Below are 13886 nucleotides of genomic sequence, written 5' to 3'. Positions count from 1 at the left end.
GATGGCGACGTCGGGACGCCCGTTCCTCGCGTGGCTGCCTTGCTGGGCAGCCCGCGAGGAACGAGCGGCGGGTAGAGGCGCTGAGCCGAGGGGATCAGAAGATGCGGTTCACAATCTCCGCTGGTGCCTCGAGCAGGCGCTCGATCTCATCGTCGAGCTTCACCAGGGTGATCGATGCGCCGGCCATCTCCAGCGAGGTGCAGTACTCGCCGACGTAGCTGCGGGCAATGGTCAAGCCCTTGGCCTGGAGCTTCTCCGCGGCGATGCCGTAGAGCAGGTACAGCTCGCTGATCGGGGTGCCGCCCAGGCCGTTGACCATCAACGCGACGCGGTCGCCGGACTCGTAGGGCAGGTCGGGCACGATCGCATCCAGCATCTCCTCGACGATCTCATCGGCAGAGACCATCTTCGCGCGACGACGGCCCGGCTCGCCGTGGATGCCGACGCCGAGTTCCATCTCGTCGTCTCCGAGCTGGAAGAGCGGCTCACCCTTGGCCGGCGGGGTGCACGCGGTGAGCGCCACGCCCATGGTGCGTGCCACGGAGTTGACCTTCTCGCCGATCGCCTTGACCTCGGCCAGGCTCGCGCCCTCCTCGGCCAGCGCGCCGCACGCCTTCATGACGAAGAAGTTGCCGGCCACGCCGCGGCGTCCGACGGTGTAGAGCGAGTCCTGCACGGCGACGTCGTCGTCGATGAACAGGGTGTCGCAGGTCACGCCGTCGGCCTCGGCCATTTCCTGGGCCATCTCGAACGCCATCCGGTCACCGGTGTAGTTGTTGACCAGCAGCAGGACGCCCTTGTCAGAGGCGACGAGCTTGGCGGTCTCGTAGACGTAGTCCGCCGGTGGGGCGGAGAACACGTCACCGGGGCACGCGGCGTCGAGCATTCCCTTGCCCACCACCATCACGTGTGCGGGCTCGTGGCCGGAGCCGGAGCCCTGGACGATGCTGACCTTGTTGTTGTTGGGCGCATCAGCGCGCATGATCAGGTTGTACTCGGGTACGTACTTGATCGTGTCCGGGTTGGCGAGCGCGATTCCCTTGAGCATCTCGGGAACGAACTGCTTCGGATCGTTGACGAACTTCTTCATTGTCTCCCCTTTGCTGGTGGCTGCTGGTGGTGGTGTGGGTTCTGGGTCAGTCGGTGGGCCAGGTGTCGGCGAGCCGCTCGGCGAGGACGGCGATAGCCATCGCCCCCGCATCCACCGATCCGATGCTGCGTTCGCCGGTGTAGCTGGCGCGGCCACGGCGGGCCTGCAGTTGCGCGGTGGCCTCGGCCTCGCGTCGTGCGGTGTCGGCGAAGGCTCGCATCGCCGCGGCGGCCGTGGACCCCTTCTCGATCTCGGCCTCCAACGTGTCGATCGCGGGGCACAGAGCGTCGAGGAGGGTCTTCTCCCCGAGCTCGGCGTGGCCTCTGGCCTTGATCCCTTCGACGGCGGCGCGCAGCCCGCGCACCACGTCGGCGGCGGTGAACTCGTCGGAGCCCTTGAGTGCGCTTCCCATCCGGAGGAAGGCGGTACCCCAGATCGGCCCGGAGGTGCCCCCGACACGCGCCGAGAATGCCATCGCGACCTTGGTGATGAGCACTCCGGGGTCGGTGCGGTCGAACTCGTCCCACTTCTCCAGGACGATCTCGAATCCGCGGGCCAGTGAGTAGCCGAAGTCGCCGTCGCCGACGACCGCGTCCAGTTCACCGAAGTACTTCTCGTTCTCACAGATGGCTTCCGCGAGTGTGTGGACGACGCGTTCGACGTCGGCGATGTTTCCCGGCATTGCTACTCCTTCTCGGTGGTGGGGATGAGGCGGACGATGTCGGAGAGCTCGACGATGCGCCCCCCGAGATCGCCCGCCAAGTCGGTGGAGGGGACCGGGTTACCCGGATCCCCAAGGTGCTCCACCACGCGGACCGCTCCGGTGAAGTCGTCGTTGTGGGTGTAGGTGCTGACGGTGACCAACGTGGTGAGGCCGGCGGCGAGGGCCGACGCGCAGCCGATGCCGCTGTCCTCGACCACCAGGCAGTCGGCCGGGTCAAGCCCCAGGTCATCGAGGACCTTCAGGTAGATGTCCGGCGCCGGCTTCTTGTGAGCGACGATGTCGCCGGCAAAGACGTGACACTTCGCAGCTGCCTCCGCGCCGACGGCGTGCTCCAGCACGGCACGCACCGACGGCTCCGCGGAGGTGGAGGCGACGGCGACCGTCCAGCCCTCGGCGAGGGCTTCCGTGATGATGCGGTGGATCCCGGGCCGGGCGGGCAGCTCACCCGCGCGCGCCCGTTCCTGGAAGAGGGCCGACTTGCGCTTGTGGAGCTGACCGATCAGCTCAGCGCGGGCCTCCTCGTCAGCGCGGCCGTGTTCCGCGGCGAACTCGGGGGTGATCTCGCTGGCCATGCGTTCCTTGCCGCCGCCGATCTCGAGGAGTTCGCCGTAACGCTCCTGGGACCAGGTGATCGGGAGGCCGAACTCCCGGAAGGTCTGGTTGAACGCGGGTAGGTGGCCGTCGCGCTCGGTGTCGGCGAGCACGCCGTCGCAGTCGAAGATGAGGGCGGTCATCGCTCAGGCCTTCCCTGCGCTTCCGAAGATGGTGGCCATGTCGATGGCGAGCCTGCGCATGGCGTCGGCCTGCACGTCGAACAGCTTGACGGGTTCCCACTTGTCCTTGCTCTCGCACTCCTTCAGGTACTCCAGGCCGGACTTCATGAAGGCCTGCTTCAGAGCGGTGGAGATGTTCACCTTCGCGCACCCGCGCGCGATCATCTCCCGGAACTGATCATCGGAGAGCCCGCTGCCGCCGTGCAGCGCGATCGGCACCGGGTGGGCTTCGACGATGGCGCTGACGCGTTCGAAGTCCAGGACCGGGGCCGTCTTGTAGGCGCCGTGCGCATTCCCCAGCGCGGGCGCGAACACGTCCACGCCCGTCGCCTCGAGGTAGCGCAACTGCACGTCAAGGGTCTGACGTTCGCTGGGGGCGTCGCTGCCGAGCCCGTCCTCGACGCCCATGATGGCCTCGATCTCGCCTTCGACGGCGGCCCCGTGGCGCCGCGCCTCGGCCACCACCTCGATCGTCTGGCGCTGGTTCTCCTCCACCGGCAACTCGTGCGCGTCGAACAGCACCGCGTCCCAGCCCGTCTCCAGGCACTCGGTGATCACCGCGCGGTCCGGGCAGTGGTCCAGGTGCAGCGCCACCGGGATGTCGATGTTCCTGGTCAGCGACTCCCAGATCGCGAACAACACCGGCGCGCCGACCTGTTTGACCGTCTTGACCGACGTCTGCACGATCAGCGGGGAACGCGCTTCCACCGCACCGGCCAGCACGCTGGCCATGCTCAGCTCGTTGAACACGTTGATGGCGGGCACGCCGTAGCGCTCCTTGAAGGCCGGCGCGAGGATCTCCGGTAGAGGAGTGGTGGGCATCGTTGCTCCTGGGTAGAACCTGCGGTCCTTCCACCCTAGGCAGCGGCGCGGCTAGGCGATATGGGGAATTCCCCCACCCCTGTATGGGGGGCCTGGTGGGGTCAGGCCTGCACCAGCAGCTCGGTGCGGCTGTGCACGCCGTTCTTGCGCAGCACCGAACCGACGTGTTTCTCCACGGTCTTCACCGAGATCTGCAGCCGAGTGGCGATCTGCTTGTCCGCGAGACCTTCGCGCAGCAACTCCAACATCTCGTGCTCCCGCGCGGTCAGGTGGTTGGGCCTCGCCGGAGTGGGCCGCTGGTCCAGTTGCTCGAGGATGCCGCTGAACACCAGCACGTCGCCCTGCGCGGCGGCCACGACGGCCCTGCCCAGCGCGGTGCCGTCCGCGTCGCGAGGCACTATGCACTTCACCCCGACGGCGCTGAACTCGCGCATTGCCTGGTCTCCGTCGTCGTCGAGCAGCACCACCACCGGAAGTTCGGGGTCCACCTGGCGCAGCTCCGTGATCAGCCCCGCGCCGTCGGTGCGGCAGACACGGCTCCCGGCCAGCACGACGTCGGGTGCCAGCAACCTCACCGCATCCGCCGCGGCGCGGGACTCGGCGATCTCCGCCACCACTTGAACACCGGGCTCGCCGAGGTCCAGAAGCCGCACGACCCCGGCCCGGAGCGCCGGCTGGTCATGGACCACCACCACCCGCAACCTGGCGGCATCGGCTACCTCGGGGGTGGCGCGGTAGGGCAGGTCCGCCCGGACGCGGGTGCCCCAGCCGGGCGTCGAGTCCAGGTGCACGCGCCCGCCCATCTGGGTGGCCCGGGAGGCCAGCCCGGACAGGCCCATGCCGGTGGCGCTGCGGTCATTGAGGTCGAACCCCCGGCCGTCGTCCTCGACGATCACGGCCACTCCCTCGCTCAGGTAGACCAGCCCGAGCCGGACGGTGCGCGCATCGGCGTGCTGGGCGACGTTGGTGAGGCTCTCCTTGACGATCCGCACCAGCTGAGTGGCCACCTCCGGGCGCAGCGGCTGCGGGTCGCCGAAGGTGCGGAACGACGTCGCCACCCCGGCGATAGCCTCGGTCCACTCCAGCTCCAGCGCCAACGCCTCCTCGACCGAGCGGCCGTCGAACGAATCCGGCAGCCCCCAGACCGCGCGCCGACCGTCGCGCAGCACCCACTCCACCTCTCGCCGCACCGCCTTCAGGGCGGCGCCCACCGGTTGATCCGCGAGGGCCAGCTCTTCCGCGTGGGCCAATTCCAGCAGCACCGTGGCGAGCCCGCGCCCGAGGGCGTCGTGGACGTCGAGCATCGAGCGCTCCCGCTCGGCCCACACCGCGGCCGCCTTCGCGCGGTCCGCCGCCTCGGCGTGCAGCCGGGCATTGGCCATGGCGATGGCCGCGTGGGTGGCGAAGCGTTGCAGGAGCTGCGCGTCGGCTTCGCCGAAGCAGTGCTCAGCATCTGGGGCGAAGACGACGAGGGAGCCGAGCAGGTCCGATTTGAGGCGGATGGGGACGCCGATCACCGCCCTGGTGTACAGCGGGCTGTCGGGGGAGACGTGGCCCCCGGGTACGTCGGCGTAGTGGCGGAAGATGATCGGCCGTCCCGCGCGAGCGACGGCGCCCGTCACGCCCTCGTCGAGCGGGAACACCCGCCCCGCCTGGCATCCCGCCTGCATGTCGATCTGCTTGCGGTAGGTGTGGGTGTGCGGCTCCACAAGGCAGAGGGAGCCGCTCTCACATCCCAACAGCGTGACCGAACTGCGCAGGATGAGTTCCAGCAGTGGCTCCAGCCGGAACTCGCCCGCCAGGTCGTTGGCGACGCGGCTGAGGGTATCCAGCGACGCAAGGTCACGCTGCTCCGGCTGCCTCATTGCGCTCCTGGTGATCAGGGGATCGTCTCAGTCTACGCGGGCACGCTGCGCGTAGGGGCGTTCGCCAACCGGTCCTCAATCGTGGAGGCGAAATCTGTCGTCGCATGACACCAGTCGTCCGAGAGGTCGCGGCATGCCGGGCTACCCGTAGTGGTAGCGGCAAGCGGCGTGCTCAGTGGCTCGCCGACGGTAGACGCAGCTGCCGGAGTTGAAGTAGGGCATGTCGGTGGGGCGCGCGCACTTCTCCCCCTGGGCCGGATGGTAGTTTCGTCATACACTATTGCGCATGAGTGACGAGCAGATCCAGAAGTGGGCCGACGAGGCTGAGCGCGGCTACGACGTCGATCAGCTCAAGCGACGCGGGCGAGGTCGCCCTGGGCGGGGAGCGGAGCCAATGCAGGTTGTCGCGGTCAGACTGACGAGCGAGGAACTGGAGGCCTTGGATGCTGCTGCTGCCAAGAGTCACATGACTCGGTCCGAGGCCATCCGCTTTGCGCTCACCCACTTCGCCGCGTGAAGGTCCACACGAGCCCTCTGAAGCACGGAGTCTCGGCGGAGGACGCAGTCCAGGCGGCAGAGTGGGCACTATGGATTGAGCCGCTTGCCGACGACGAACCTCCCTACCGAGAGCTCCGGTTGGGGTTCGATACCCGTGCGCGCCTGCTCGAGACGGTTGTCCTCGTCCTCGTTGGCGGTGACGAGTTGGTCATCCATGCGATGCCTGCCAGGAAGCAGTACCTCGACCTCCTGCCCTAGATCGCCGACCGTCAGGCATCTCACGTGGGTGACGCCCAGACTCCTGGACTCCCGCGACCAACGTGACCAGCCCAGCCGATAGGCTCCATCTCACGATGAGTAGCACCGACACCTTCGCACCCGGCAACGTCGTCGTGGTGCGCGACGAGGACTGGCTGATCACCTCGGTGGACGAGTCGTCCGACGGACCCGTCCTCAACGCCCAGGGCCTCTCCGACCTGGTCCGCGGCCAGGACGCCGTCTTCTACCCTTCGCTGGACCAGATCAGGCTCAACGACCCCCGCGACACTCAAGTCCGCGCCGACGACTCACCCAAGTACCGACGCTCCCGCCTCTGGGTGGAGTCCACGCTCCGCAAGACCGCCGTCCCCCTCAGCGACGACTCGCTCACCGTCTCGCCCCGCATGCTCGCCCGGCAGCTCGGCTACCAGCACAAGGCCGTCGCCAAGGCCCTCGACCCCGCGACGCTGCGGCCCCGCATCCTCCTGGCCGACGCCGTCGGCCTCGGCAAGACGCTCGAGATCGGCATGATCCTCTCCGAACTCATCCGCCGCAGCCGAGGCGAACGCGCCCTCGCCTGGCACACCGCCCGAGCCCAGGTCAGCTAGAGCCCGGAGCAGTAGCCATGCCCGAATCAGATCCCCTCGGCTCCGAGTCTCCCTTTTCGCGCGCCGAGACAGCTGCCGCTTCCTCTGAGCCAAGGGTCGCTTTGGGCAGCGATACCAGGATCGAGATTCTCAGCTTCGCTCCCGACGGTGTGGGCGGATGGAAGGACATGCAGGGGCGTCACCGGAATTGGCCTGTCGTCTACACTCTCAACAACAACAAGAACGTGTATGTGGGCGAGTCGCTCAACGCTGTGGGGCGTCTCAACCAGCATCTAGAGTCCGAAGCCAAGCGCGGCCTCGAGGTGGCTCGGGTCGTAATCGACGACACATTTAACAAGTCCGCTTGCTTGGATCTTGAGTCTTTTCTCATCCGTATGTTTTCCGGTGACGGCCGCTATGAGGTCCTCAACAGGAACGACGGGGTCACGAATGCCGAATACTACCAACGAGACCGGTACCAATCCAAGTTCAGTGAGATTTTCACACGACTGCGCCAACATGGACTCTTCAACAAGAGCATTCCGGAGATCCAGAATTCGGACCTTTTCAAGCTTTCGCCATTCAAGGCACTCAACCAGGATCAGGCCGCGGTGATCGAGGATCTTGTCGAGGGGCTGTTCTATGACATGGCCAAGCAGAAGGGAAGTGTGTCGGTCGTAGAGGGAGGCCCGGGGACTGGCAAGACGATCGTCGCCATCTACCTCATCAAGCTGCTCGTAGACATCCGCGACGGAAACGATCAAGACAATCCCGACGCCGAGTCTGTCTTCAGCGACTTCTTCACGCCAGGACATCCCGAAATGCTCGCCGGAGCTCGCATAGGACTCGTTGTGCCCCAGCAGTCCCTGCGGCAGTCCATCAGGCGTGTCTTCGACAAGACGCCCGGTCTCTCGGGAGACATGGTGCTCACGCCCTACGATGTCGCCAGCGATGCGCGTGACTACGACATCTTGGTCGTGGATGAGACACACCGCCTCACGCAGTATGGGGCCCAAGCGATGGGTACGCTGACCAAAAGGTTTGGTGAGAACAGCATGAGACTTGCTCTCGGACACGAGGACTGGAAGCAACTCACGCAGATCGACTGGGTGATGCGGAGAAGCCGGCACAAGATCTTCCTGCTGGACCAGGGACAGGGCGTCCGTCCCATAGATGTGACGGCCGCATCCCTTGATCGGCTGCGAGGTATCGCCCGCGCAGAGCAGCGTGGCTACCGCCTCCTGTCGCAGATGCGGGTTCAGGCGGGTGATGACTACGTGCAGTATGTCCGCGAGGTGATGTCGGGGCGCGACCCAGCCCCACTGCGCGGCTTCGGGGACTACGATCTACGCTTCTACGACAGCTTCGTCGCGATGCGAAATGACATCATCGCTCGCGACCGTGAGCGCGGTCTGGCGAGGCTCGTGGCCGGATATGCTTGGCCGTGGGTGTCGCGCACTAAGCAACGCCTGGGTGGCGATGAGATATTTGACATCGAGATAGATGCCGTGCGGTTGTGCTGGAACAGGACGCCAACTGATTGGATAAGCAGCCGAACCTCTATTGAAGAGGTCGGATCGATACACACGGTCCAAGGATACGACCTCAACTATGCAGGTGTGATCATCGGCAAAGACCTGCGGTACGACCTTCAAGACAGGTCGATTGTCTTCGACCGAGCGAACTACTTCGACTCGAAGGGGAAGGCCCTCAATAACAATTTGCTTGGCAGGAAGTTCACGGATGCAGATATCGCTGAGATGGTCAGAAATATCTACGTGGTCCTGCTGACTCGGGGAATCCTGGGAACATATATCTACGTGTGCGACGACGCGTTGCGTGGTTACCTACGAACCTACTTCGCCAGTAGTTGACTGAAGGAATCCTTGGAATGACTGGAACTGATTCGATCACCACCCTGACAGATGCGATTCGCGATTTTGCACGAGAGAGAAACTGGGAGCAGTTCCACGATCCGAAGTCACTAATACTGGCACTCGTCGGGGAGGTCGGGGAATTGGCCGAGCTTTTTCAGTGGGTGCCTGCGGATGAAGCAGCGTCACGATTCGCTGAACCAGCGCGGAATATAAGAGCTGCGGAGGAACTCAGTGATGTGTTGATTTATCTCCTGCGACTCGCTGACGTCCTTGGTGTCGATCTTGCTGATGCGGCGGTTGCGAAGCTGGAGAGCGCCGGACGACGTTATGCTCCTAGCGAGTTCTCAGGGATCGCGCCAGACAAGCAATGAAGCCGCGCCACGTCAGAAGCAACGCAAGGCCAATAGGCCGGCCGCGCTCGGTGGGCGGCCAAGCGGTCTATCCTCTGCTGTCGCGTCGCAGTGAATACCGTCAGCAGCCAGCAGGCGGAGTCATCATCCTCGAAACTCTTGTGGGAAGGCACTGTTCCTCGCGACCAGCGGAGATGTGTTGGTGCGCGTCGTGCGAGTGTCTCTGCCCACGGCTTTGCATGATGATCGCAATGCTAACTCGCGCAGAGGGTCTGCAGTTCAGTCTGTGAGGCCTGCCAGGCAGACGTGGCGTCAGTGAACTCGCTCATGGCGCCCATGTCCTGATCCACGTACGCCTTCTCCATGGCGTCCCGCAGCGTCGCGAGATCGTCGCGGACGGCGATTGCGGCAGCCTTGACCTCCGGGTTGGTCACCGTGTCAGCGACCGAGCGATAGGCATCTACCAGGGTGGACCACGAGTCGACAGCACTCTGGGGATCACCGGTGCCCACTGACGCGATCTCTGACAGTTTCTCTCCGGCCTCCGCAATCGGCTCAGCCATGCTCATGCATGCCTCGGCGACTGACTGCTCCGTGCCAGTGTCCGCATCTGAGCTGGTCGCGGGTGCCGCGCTGGCTGCCGCCGTCGTCGTCGGCGCGTCGTCCGGTGTGGTGGAGGCGGTGTCGGCTGGGCTCCCGGAGCAGGCTGTCATGGCGAGGGAGGCCACCATGGCGACGACAGAGGAGAGGATGCTGCGGTTCATGGGCTTCCTTTCGTCAGGAGGAATGCCCCGTTGAGGGGCCCTGACCGGAGCATAACTCTCTCGTGGATCAATACGGGGGTGGGTGGCGAGGCACCGGAGGACCACGAGCATCGATCCCCATGCCTCGTTGCTGACGCTGACGGCGGAGCTGGACTTCGCCGCGGACCTGGTCGGGTCCTGGGTGGCTGGCGGTGAGGTGGTGGCGTACAGCTGGGCGCCGTCGCCGCTGCTGCCCGCCTCCGCCTGAGCGCACGGATCTGCCCTTCCGGGGAAGTCAGACAGCCTGAAGCGGTTCGATCCGGTCGAGGGCGTTGCCGAGGTGGTCCTTCTCGACCTCGAGGTCGAAGCGGGTCTGGAGGTTGAGCCAGAACCTGTCGGTGGTGCTGAAGTAGCGAGCCAGCCGGAGCGCTGTGTCGGCGGTGATCCGACGCTTGCCGTGCACGATCTCGTTGATCCGACGTGGGGGTACGCCGATCGCGACGGCCAGCCGATTCTGGCTGATCTGTAGCGGCTCCAGGAACTCGTCCATCAGGATCTCGCCCGGGTGGATCGGCGGGATCGTTGTTGCTGATGTCATGGGTGGCACCTCCTCAGTGGTGGTCGACGATTTCGACGTCAGTTCGGTTGCCGGGTCCCTGAAGGATCTGATCACGCCTCCACTATAACGCGACGCGTCATAGCTGGCGCCCGGCGTTGGATGTGGGGCGGGTGGGGCCCCCGCGCTGGGACGTGCGTGGGGACCCCATGCACTCGCGGTCAGGTCAGGCGCCGAAGGCAGCGCGACCCTGTGTGGCGGAGGCCCCCAGATCGCTCTTGGGGAGGGCGTGGCCGGCGGTGACTGCCGTAGCCCATGCCCGGGTGGAAGCCACGGCGGCGAAGTTGGAGTGCAGGAGCACGAGCAGGGTCTCGTGGAGCTGTTCCGCGGAGACCTGGCCGGCCTCGTTGGCCAAGTGGATGGCACCGGTGGCGTCGGAGAGGATCTCTGCCGCCAGGCCGAGCCCCTCGGCGCCCACGACCGTGGCGATGTCGCAGTTGTTGGTCATGTAGCCGACGATCGTGATGGTGTCGACCTCACGTGCGGCCAACCACTGGGCGACGTCGGTGCCGGCGAAGACACTGCCCTTGTCCTTGCTGACGCGCTTCCAGGACGGGTTCAGGCGCTCCTCGATCTCCGGGTGCAGCGACCAGCTGTCGCTGCCGGCGGCGAAGACGGGTGCACCCTGCGGCAGCTCGTGCTGCACGACGACAACGGGCAGTTCCTGCTGCTGTGCAACCTCGAGGGCGGCCACGATGTTGGCGAGCGTCTGGTCGCGCGGCGGGGCCTGGATCTGGAGGATCCCGGTGAAGTACTCCTGCTGGACGTCGACGACGATGAGTGCTCGGCGGGGGGCGGTCATGGTTTTCTCCTTGTGCTGGCGGAACTGACGCAATCCAGCATCGTGCCGCGCAGCGGCTATCGTGAGTGGCGCGAAAGACGTTCTTCGATGGAATCAGGCCAATCATGCGCATTGCCGTTCATGCCTTCGACGGCATCACGATGTTCCACCTGGCTGCGCCGTTGTTGGTCTTCGGTGAGGTCGGCCGTCAGAGCCTGGCCGCTGGGTGGGATCCCGTCGTGTGGACCGGGGATGGCCGCGGCATCCGGACCGCCGAAGGGCCCCGCATCGAGGACGTCAGGGGCCCCGACGCGGTGGCGGACGCGGACCTGGTGGTCCTGCCGTCCTGGCCCGCCGATCTGCCCCTGACCGACGCGCCGCTGGCGGCCAGGATCCGCGCCGCACACGCACGCGGAAGCCGGATCGCCGGCCTGTGCCTGGGGGCCTTCCCTGTGGTGGACAGCGGCCTGCTCGACGGACGCGAGGCCGTGACCCACTGGGGGTCAGCGGGGGAGCTCGCACGCCGTCGCCCCGCCGTGAAAGTCCAGCCCGCCGCGCTCTACGTCGACCACGGGGACGTCCTCACCTCGGCCGGCACCGCGTCGGCCATCGACGCCTGCCTGCACATTGTCCGGTCCCACTTGGGCTCCGCCGCCGCAGCGACGGTCGCCCGCAACCTCGTCGTCGCACCGCACCGCGACGGGGACCAAGCCCAGTACATCGATCGCCCGATGCCCCAGCACGGCGGCGTGGGGCATCTCGGACCGACCATCGACTGGGCACTGGCCCACCTCGACCACGAGCTCGCGGTCGACGACCTCGCGGCCCACGCGCGCATGAGCCGCCGCAACTTCACCCGACGGTTCGCCGAGGCCACCGGCACCACTCCCGCGCGCTGGGTCCTGGCCCGCCGCCTCGACGAGGCCCGGCGCCTCCTGGAGACGACGGCCTGGCCCGTCACGCGCATCGCCGCCGCCTGTGGCTTCACCAGCGCCGTGACGTTCAGGCAGAACTTCACCGCCACTTACGCGACCACGCCCACCTCCTATCGCCAGCGATTCTCAGCTTCCTCGAAGTGACGCGCTTCCGACCGTGGAGAACCGCATAGCATCGCTGCATCACAAGGGACGAGGTGTGCGATGAAGGTGGTGGACCGGGTAGCCGCGGCCCTGGCCCGCGGAGTGCGGGGGTGGATGGCCATAGGTGCAGTGGTGGTGTTCGCGGTGTTCACCGCCATGGTGCTGCCAGCCCAGGCAGAGGCCGGGGCTTTCTACACGGTCCGCTACCCAGCCCCGGACACATCCCTGTGGTACTCCGCGGACGACCTGTACGCAGCGGCCGAGGCGTGGGGGCCGGATGGTCGAGCGGCCTACGTCCACGCGCGCGTCACGTTCGACGTCATCTGGCCGCTGGTGTACGGGGCGTTCCTGGTGACGACGCTCGCCTGGGTCTGGGCGCGTGGGGCAGCTCCCGAGAGTCGGTGGCGAGGGGTGGCCCTGCTTCCGGTCGTCGCGGTGGCGCTGGATTATGCCGAAAACATCTGCACCGCGACGGTGATGGCACGCTATCCGGCGCGGACGCCGCTGTTGCCCGACCTGGCGCCCTTCTTCACCGCCGGCAAGTGGCTGGCCCTATCGGCGAGCTTCATGCTGCTGGCGATCGGCGTTGTCATCGCCATCGCAGCGCGGTTCCGCCGACGTAGTTCGCGCCCGCCCCGGTCGGAGTTCGGGTGAGGCGTCCAGAATGCGGTCGTGACCGATCGTCACTCGCCGGTTCCAAGGAACGCGATCGAGTCGAACACGACGCGTGCCTCTTTCGCCAGCGCCGGATTGATTGCCTCGTCGGGTAGGCCCAGCACGATCACGGCCCACTCGCCGTTCAGGTTGACCGCTCGGTAGGTGGCGCGCTCGCCCCCTTCGTAGCCCGATCCGGTGCAGTCCTGCGCGGAATCCGAGTAGATGCATAACTTGCCGCCGTCGCAGTCGGCCATGTCGACGTCTTCGTGGACTGGCCGCCGGCCTTCAGCAGCGACCTGCAGCCACGCGGCTATCCACCGCGGTAGTCAGTGGTGGTGACCGGTATCCGGAGGTCATAGGCCGCACATCCCAGCACGGTCCGCGGCAGCGGGACTCTAGTCCTGGCGTTCACGCTCGGCGGTAGACCAGAGGGTGCCGCTGTGGGCAGGTTTCCGCGCCGCGTGGTTCGGTACCTAAGACTGGCTCAGGGCCCGTGCGCGGCAACGCGCCCGTAGTGGCGGTGGCCTGTGACCCGGTTGAGCGTGGGGGGCTGCACTGGGGGCCCGTCTCCGCGGTGCAGGGCGGGTCTCAGGTGATGGTCGATCCAGGGCCTACTCAGCCTGCGCGCTGAGCGTCGTCAGCCGAGCGACGAGTCGCCGCATCGTGGGAATCCCGCGGCAGGTGACCGGGACGCCGATCAGCCGGGTCAGTACCGGTCCGGCGGAGACTCCTGCGCCGGTGGCACTCGTGACCGCGTGCCGGCAGGTGAGTGCGTGCACGACGAGCTCGCCGGTACGAGCGCGTTCGAGGTGAGGCAGCACGAGCACCGGGAGCCGGGGGGCGTCGAAGAGGGCGACCTCCCCTGCGGTCAGGCCGGGGTCAATCTGTCCGACGGTGTCGATAAGCAAGGCAGCGGAGCGGACGACGACGAGGTCGGCATAGCCGGTGGCTGTGGTGAGGCGGGTCACGACGGACTCCGCGAGTGCTGCTGGTTCATCACCGGTGAAGATCACGGTGCCGTTGGTCTGGAAGTTCACGGCGCTGGTCGCGCCGGCGGCTGCGAATGCGTCAAGGAGCTCGGAGTTGCGCGGTGATCGGCTCCGCGACTGGCCGAGGTTCATGTTCCGGAAGAACGCCACCTGGATGTCCACGTGCCCGATCGTCTC

The 13886-nt window shown here is 66.5% G+C and carries 16 protein-coding genes and 1 pseudogene; 6 read left to right on the top strand and 11 right to left on the bottom strand.

From position 1 onward, the window contains the following. Positions 1–94: 94 nt before the first annotated feature. From dhaK to ACZK5N_RS04715, 5 genes are all read right to left on the bottom strand, one after another. Positions 95–1090, bottom strand: coding sequence for a dihydroxyacetone kinase subunit DhaK (gene dhaK / locus ACZK5N_RS04735; RefSeq protein WP_459019459.1), 996 nt, complete (start codon positions 1088–1090; stop codon positions 95–97). Between the two features lie 46 nt (positions 1091–1136). Next, complete coding sequence (gene dhaL / locus ACZK5N_RS04730; RefSeq protein WP_459019460.1) at positions 1137–1772, bottom strand: dihydroxyacetone kinase subunit DhaL; 636 nt, start codon at positions 1770–1772, stop codon at positions 1137–1139. A 2-nt stretch (positions 1773–1774) separates the two neighbouring features. Beyond that, a complete protein-coding gene (locus ACZK5N_RS04725) occupies positions 1775–2548 on the bottom strand; it encodes an HAD-IA family hydrolase (protein WP_459019461.1) in 774 nt (257 codons plus the stop codon). Positions 2549–2551: 3 nt separating this feature from the next. Continuing rightward, entirely contained in the window at positions 2552–3409 is an 858-nt protein-coding gene (locus ACZK5N_RS04720) for a class II fructose-bisphosphate aldolase (protein ID WP_459019462.1), read from the bottom strand. 101 nt (positions 3410–3510) lie between these two features. Then, positions 3511–5274: a hybrid sensor histidine kinase/response regulator gene (locus ACZK5N_RS04715; protein ID WP_459019463.1), complete on the bottom strand. Its 1764-nt coding sequence runs from the start codon at positions 5272–5274 to the stop codon at positions 3511–3513. A gap of 286 nt (positions 5275–5560) precedes the next feature. On the opposite strand from ACZK5N_RS04715, the gene ACZK5N_RS04710 reads away from it, so the two are divergent. Then, entirely contained in the window at positions 5561–5791 is a 231-nt protein-coding gene (locus ACZK5N_RS04710) for a ribbon-helix-helix protein, CopG family (RefSeq protein WP_077342021.1), read from the top strand. A 68-nt stretch (positions 5792–5859) separates the two neighbouring features. Here ACZK5N_RS04710 and ACZK5N_RS04705 read toward each other — a convergent pair whose 3' ends face one another. Beyond that, entirely contained in the window at positions 5860–5988 is a 129-nt protein-coding gene (locus ACZK5N_RS04705; RefSeq protein ID WP_459019464.1) for a hypothetical protein, read from the bottom strand. Positions 5989–6125: 137 nt separating this feature from the next. On the opposite strand from ACZK5N_RS04705, the pseudogene ACZK5N_RS04700 reads away from it, so the two are divergent. From ACZK5N_RS04700 to ACZK5N_RS04690, 3 genes and pseudogenes are all read left to right on the top strand, one after another. Further along, positions 6126–6605 (top strand): annotated as a pseudogene (locus ACZK5N_RS04700) (helicase); the annotation flags it as partial. Positions 6606–6655: 50 nt separating this feature from the next. Further along, positions 6656–8491, top strand: a complete 1836-nt coding sequence (locus tag ACZK5N_RS04695) for a DNA/RNA helicase domain-containing protein (protein ID WP_459019465.1) — start codon at positions 6656–6658, stop codon at positions 8489–8491. Positions 8492–8508: 17 nt separating this feature from the next. Further along, positions 8509–8865: a nucleotide pyrophosphohydrolase gene (locus tag ACZK5N_RS04690; protein WP_459019466.1), complete on the top strand. Its 357-nt coding sequence runs from the start codon at positions 8509–8511 to the stop codon at positions 8863–8865. 233 nt (positions 8866–9098) lie between these two features. Here the strand turns inward: ACZK5N_RS04690 and ACZK5N_RS04685 are convergent, their stop codons facing one another. From ACZK5N_RS04685 to ACZK5N_RS04675, 3 genes are all read right to left on the bottom strand, one after another. Next, positions 9099–9608, bottom strand: a complete 510-nt coding sequence (locus tag ACZK5N_RS04685) for a hypothetical protein (RefSeq protein ID WP_459019467.1) — start codon at positions 9606–9608, stop codon at positions 9099–9101. A 274-nt stretch (positions 9609–9882) separates the two neighbouring features. Beyond that, positions 9883–10185 carry a HigA family addiction module antitoxin gene (locus ACZK5N_RS04680; RefSeq protein ID WP_459019468.1) on the bottom strand — a complete coding sequence of 101 codons (303 nt, stop codon included), beginning with the start codon at positions 10183–10185 and terminating at the stop codon, positions 9883–9885. Positions 10186–10369: 184 nt separating this feature from the next. Next, on the bottom strand, positions 10370–11005 hold the full coding sequence (locus tag ACZK5N_RS04675; RefSeq protein ID WP_459019469.1) for an isochorismatase family protein: 636 nt from the start codon (positions 11003–11005) through the stop codon (positions 10370–10372). A 104-nt stretch (positions 11006–11109) separates the two neighbouring features. Here ACZK5N_RS04675 and ACZK5N_RS04670 point away from each other — a divergent pair, with 104 nt between their 5' ends. Together ACZK5N_RS04670 and ACZK5N_RS04665 are read left to right on the top strand one after the other, a co-directional pair. After that, positions 11110–12063, top strand: coding sequence for a GlxA family transcriptional regulator (locus ACZK5N_RS04670; RefSeq protein WP_459019470.1), 954 nt, complete (start codon positions 11110–11112; stop codon positions 12061–12063). A gap of 60 nt (positions 12064–12123) precedes the next feature. Beyond that, positions 12124–12717, top strand: a complete 594-nt coding sequence (locus ACZK5N_RS04665) for a hypothetical protein (protein WP_459019471.1) — start codon at positions 12124–12126, stop codon at positions 12715–12717. 29 nt (positions 12718–12746) lie between these two features. Here the strand turns inward: ACZK5N_RS04665 and ACZK5N_RS04660 are convergent, their stop codons facing one another. Then, complete coding sequence (locus tag ACZK5N_RS04660) at positions 12747–12974, bottom strand: hypothetical protein (protein ID WP_459019472.1); 228 nt, start codon at positions 12972–12974, stop codon at positions 12747–12749. Between the two features lie 357 nt (positions 12975–13331). Then, positions 13332–13871: a DUF1697 domain-containing protein gene (locus ACZK5N_RS04655; protein WP_459019473.1), complete on the bottom strand. Its 540-nt coding sequence runs from the start codon at positions 13869–13871 to the stop codon at positions 13332–13334. Between the last annotated feature and the right edge of the window lie 15 nt (positions 13872–13886).

The organism is Tessaracoccus pujii, from assembly GCF_055326215.1.
This window is presented reverse-complemented; position numbering and strand designations above follow the sequence as displayed.

Coding starts and splice junctions, on each gene's coding strand:
- dhaK (WP_459019459.1), bottom strand. CDS start 1,090: ATGAAGAAGTTCGTCAACGATCCGAAGCAGTTCGTTCCCGAGATGCTC.
- dhaL (WP_459019460.1), bottom strand. CDS start 1,772: ATGCCGGGAAACATCGCCGACGTCGAACGCGTCGTCCACACACTCGCG.
- ACZK5N_RS04725 (WP_459019461.1), bottom strand. CDS start 2,548: ATGACCGCCCTCATCTTCGACTGCGACGGCGTGCTCGCCGACACCGAG.
- ACZK5N_RS04720 (WP_459019462.1), bottom strand. CDS start 3,409: ATGCCCACCACTCCTCTACCGGAGATCCTCGCGCCGGCCTTCAAGGAG.
- ACZK5N_RS04715 (WP_459019463.1), bottom strand. CDS start 5,274: ATGAGGCAGCCGGAGCAGCGTGACCTTGCGTCGCTGGATACCCTCAGC.
- ACZK5N_RS04710 (WP_077342021.1), top strand. CDS start 5,561: ATGAGTGACGAGCAGATCCAGAAGTGGGCCGACGAGGCTGAGCGCGGC.
- ACZK5N_RS04705 (WP_459019464.1), bottom strand. CDS start 5,988: ATGGATGACCAACTCGTCACCGCCAACGAGGACGAGGACAACCGTCTC.
- ACZK5N_RS04695 (WP_459019465.1), top strand. CDS start 6,656: ATGCCCGAATCAGATCCCCTCGGCTCCGAGTCTCCCTTTTCGCGCGCC.
- ACZK5N_RS04690 (WP_459019466.1), top strand. CDS start 8,509: ATGACTGGAACTGATTCGATCACCACCCTGACAGATGCGATTCGCGAT.
- ACZK5N_RS04685 (WP_459019467.1), bottom strand. CDS start 9,608: ATGAACCGCAGCATCCTCTCCTCTGTCGTCGCCATGGTGGCCTCCCTC.
- ACZK5N_RS04680 (WP_459019468.1), bottom strand. CDS start 10,185: ATGACATCAGCAACAACGATCCCGCCGATCCACCCGGGCGAGATCCTG.
- ACZK5N_RS04675 (WP_459019469.1), bottom strand. CDS start 11,005: ATGACCGCCCCCCGCCGAGCACTCATCGTCGTCGACGTCCAGCAGGAG.
- ACZK5N_RS04670 (WP_459019470.1), top strand. CDS start 11,110: ATGCGCATTGCCGTTCATGCCTTCGACGGCATCACGATGTTCCACCTG.
- ACZK5N_RS04665 (WP_459019471.1), top strand. CDS start 12,124: ATGAAGGTGGTGGACCGGGTAGCCGCGGCCCTGGCCCGCGGAGTGCGG.
- ACZK5N_RS04660 (WP_459019472.1), bottom strand. CDS start 12,974: ATGGCCGACTGCGACGGCGGCAAGTTATGCATCTACTCGGATTCCGCG.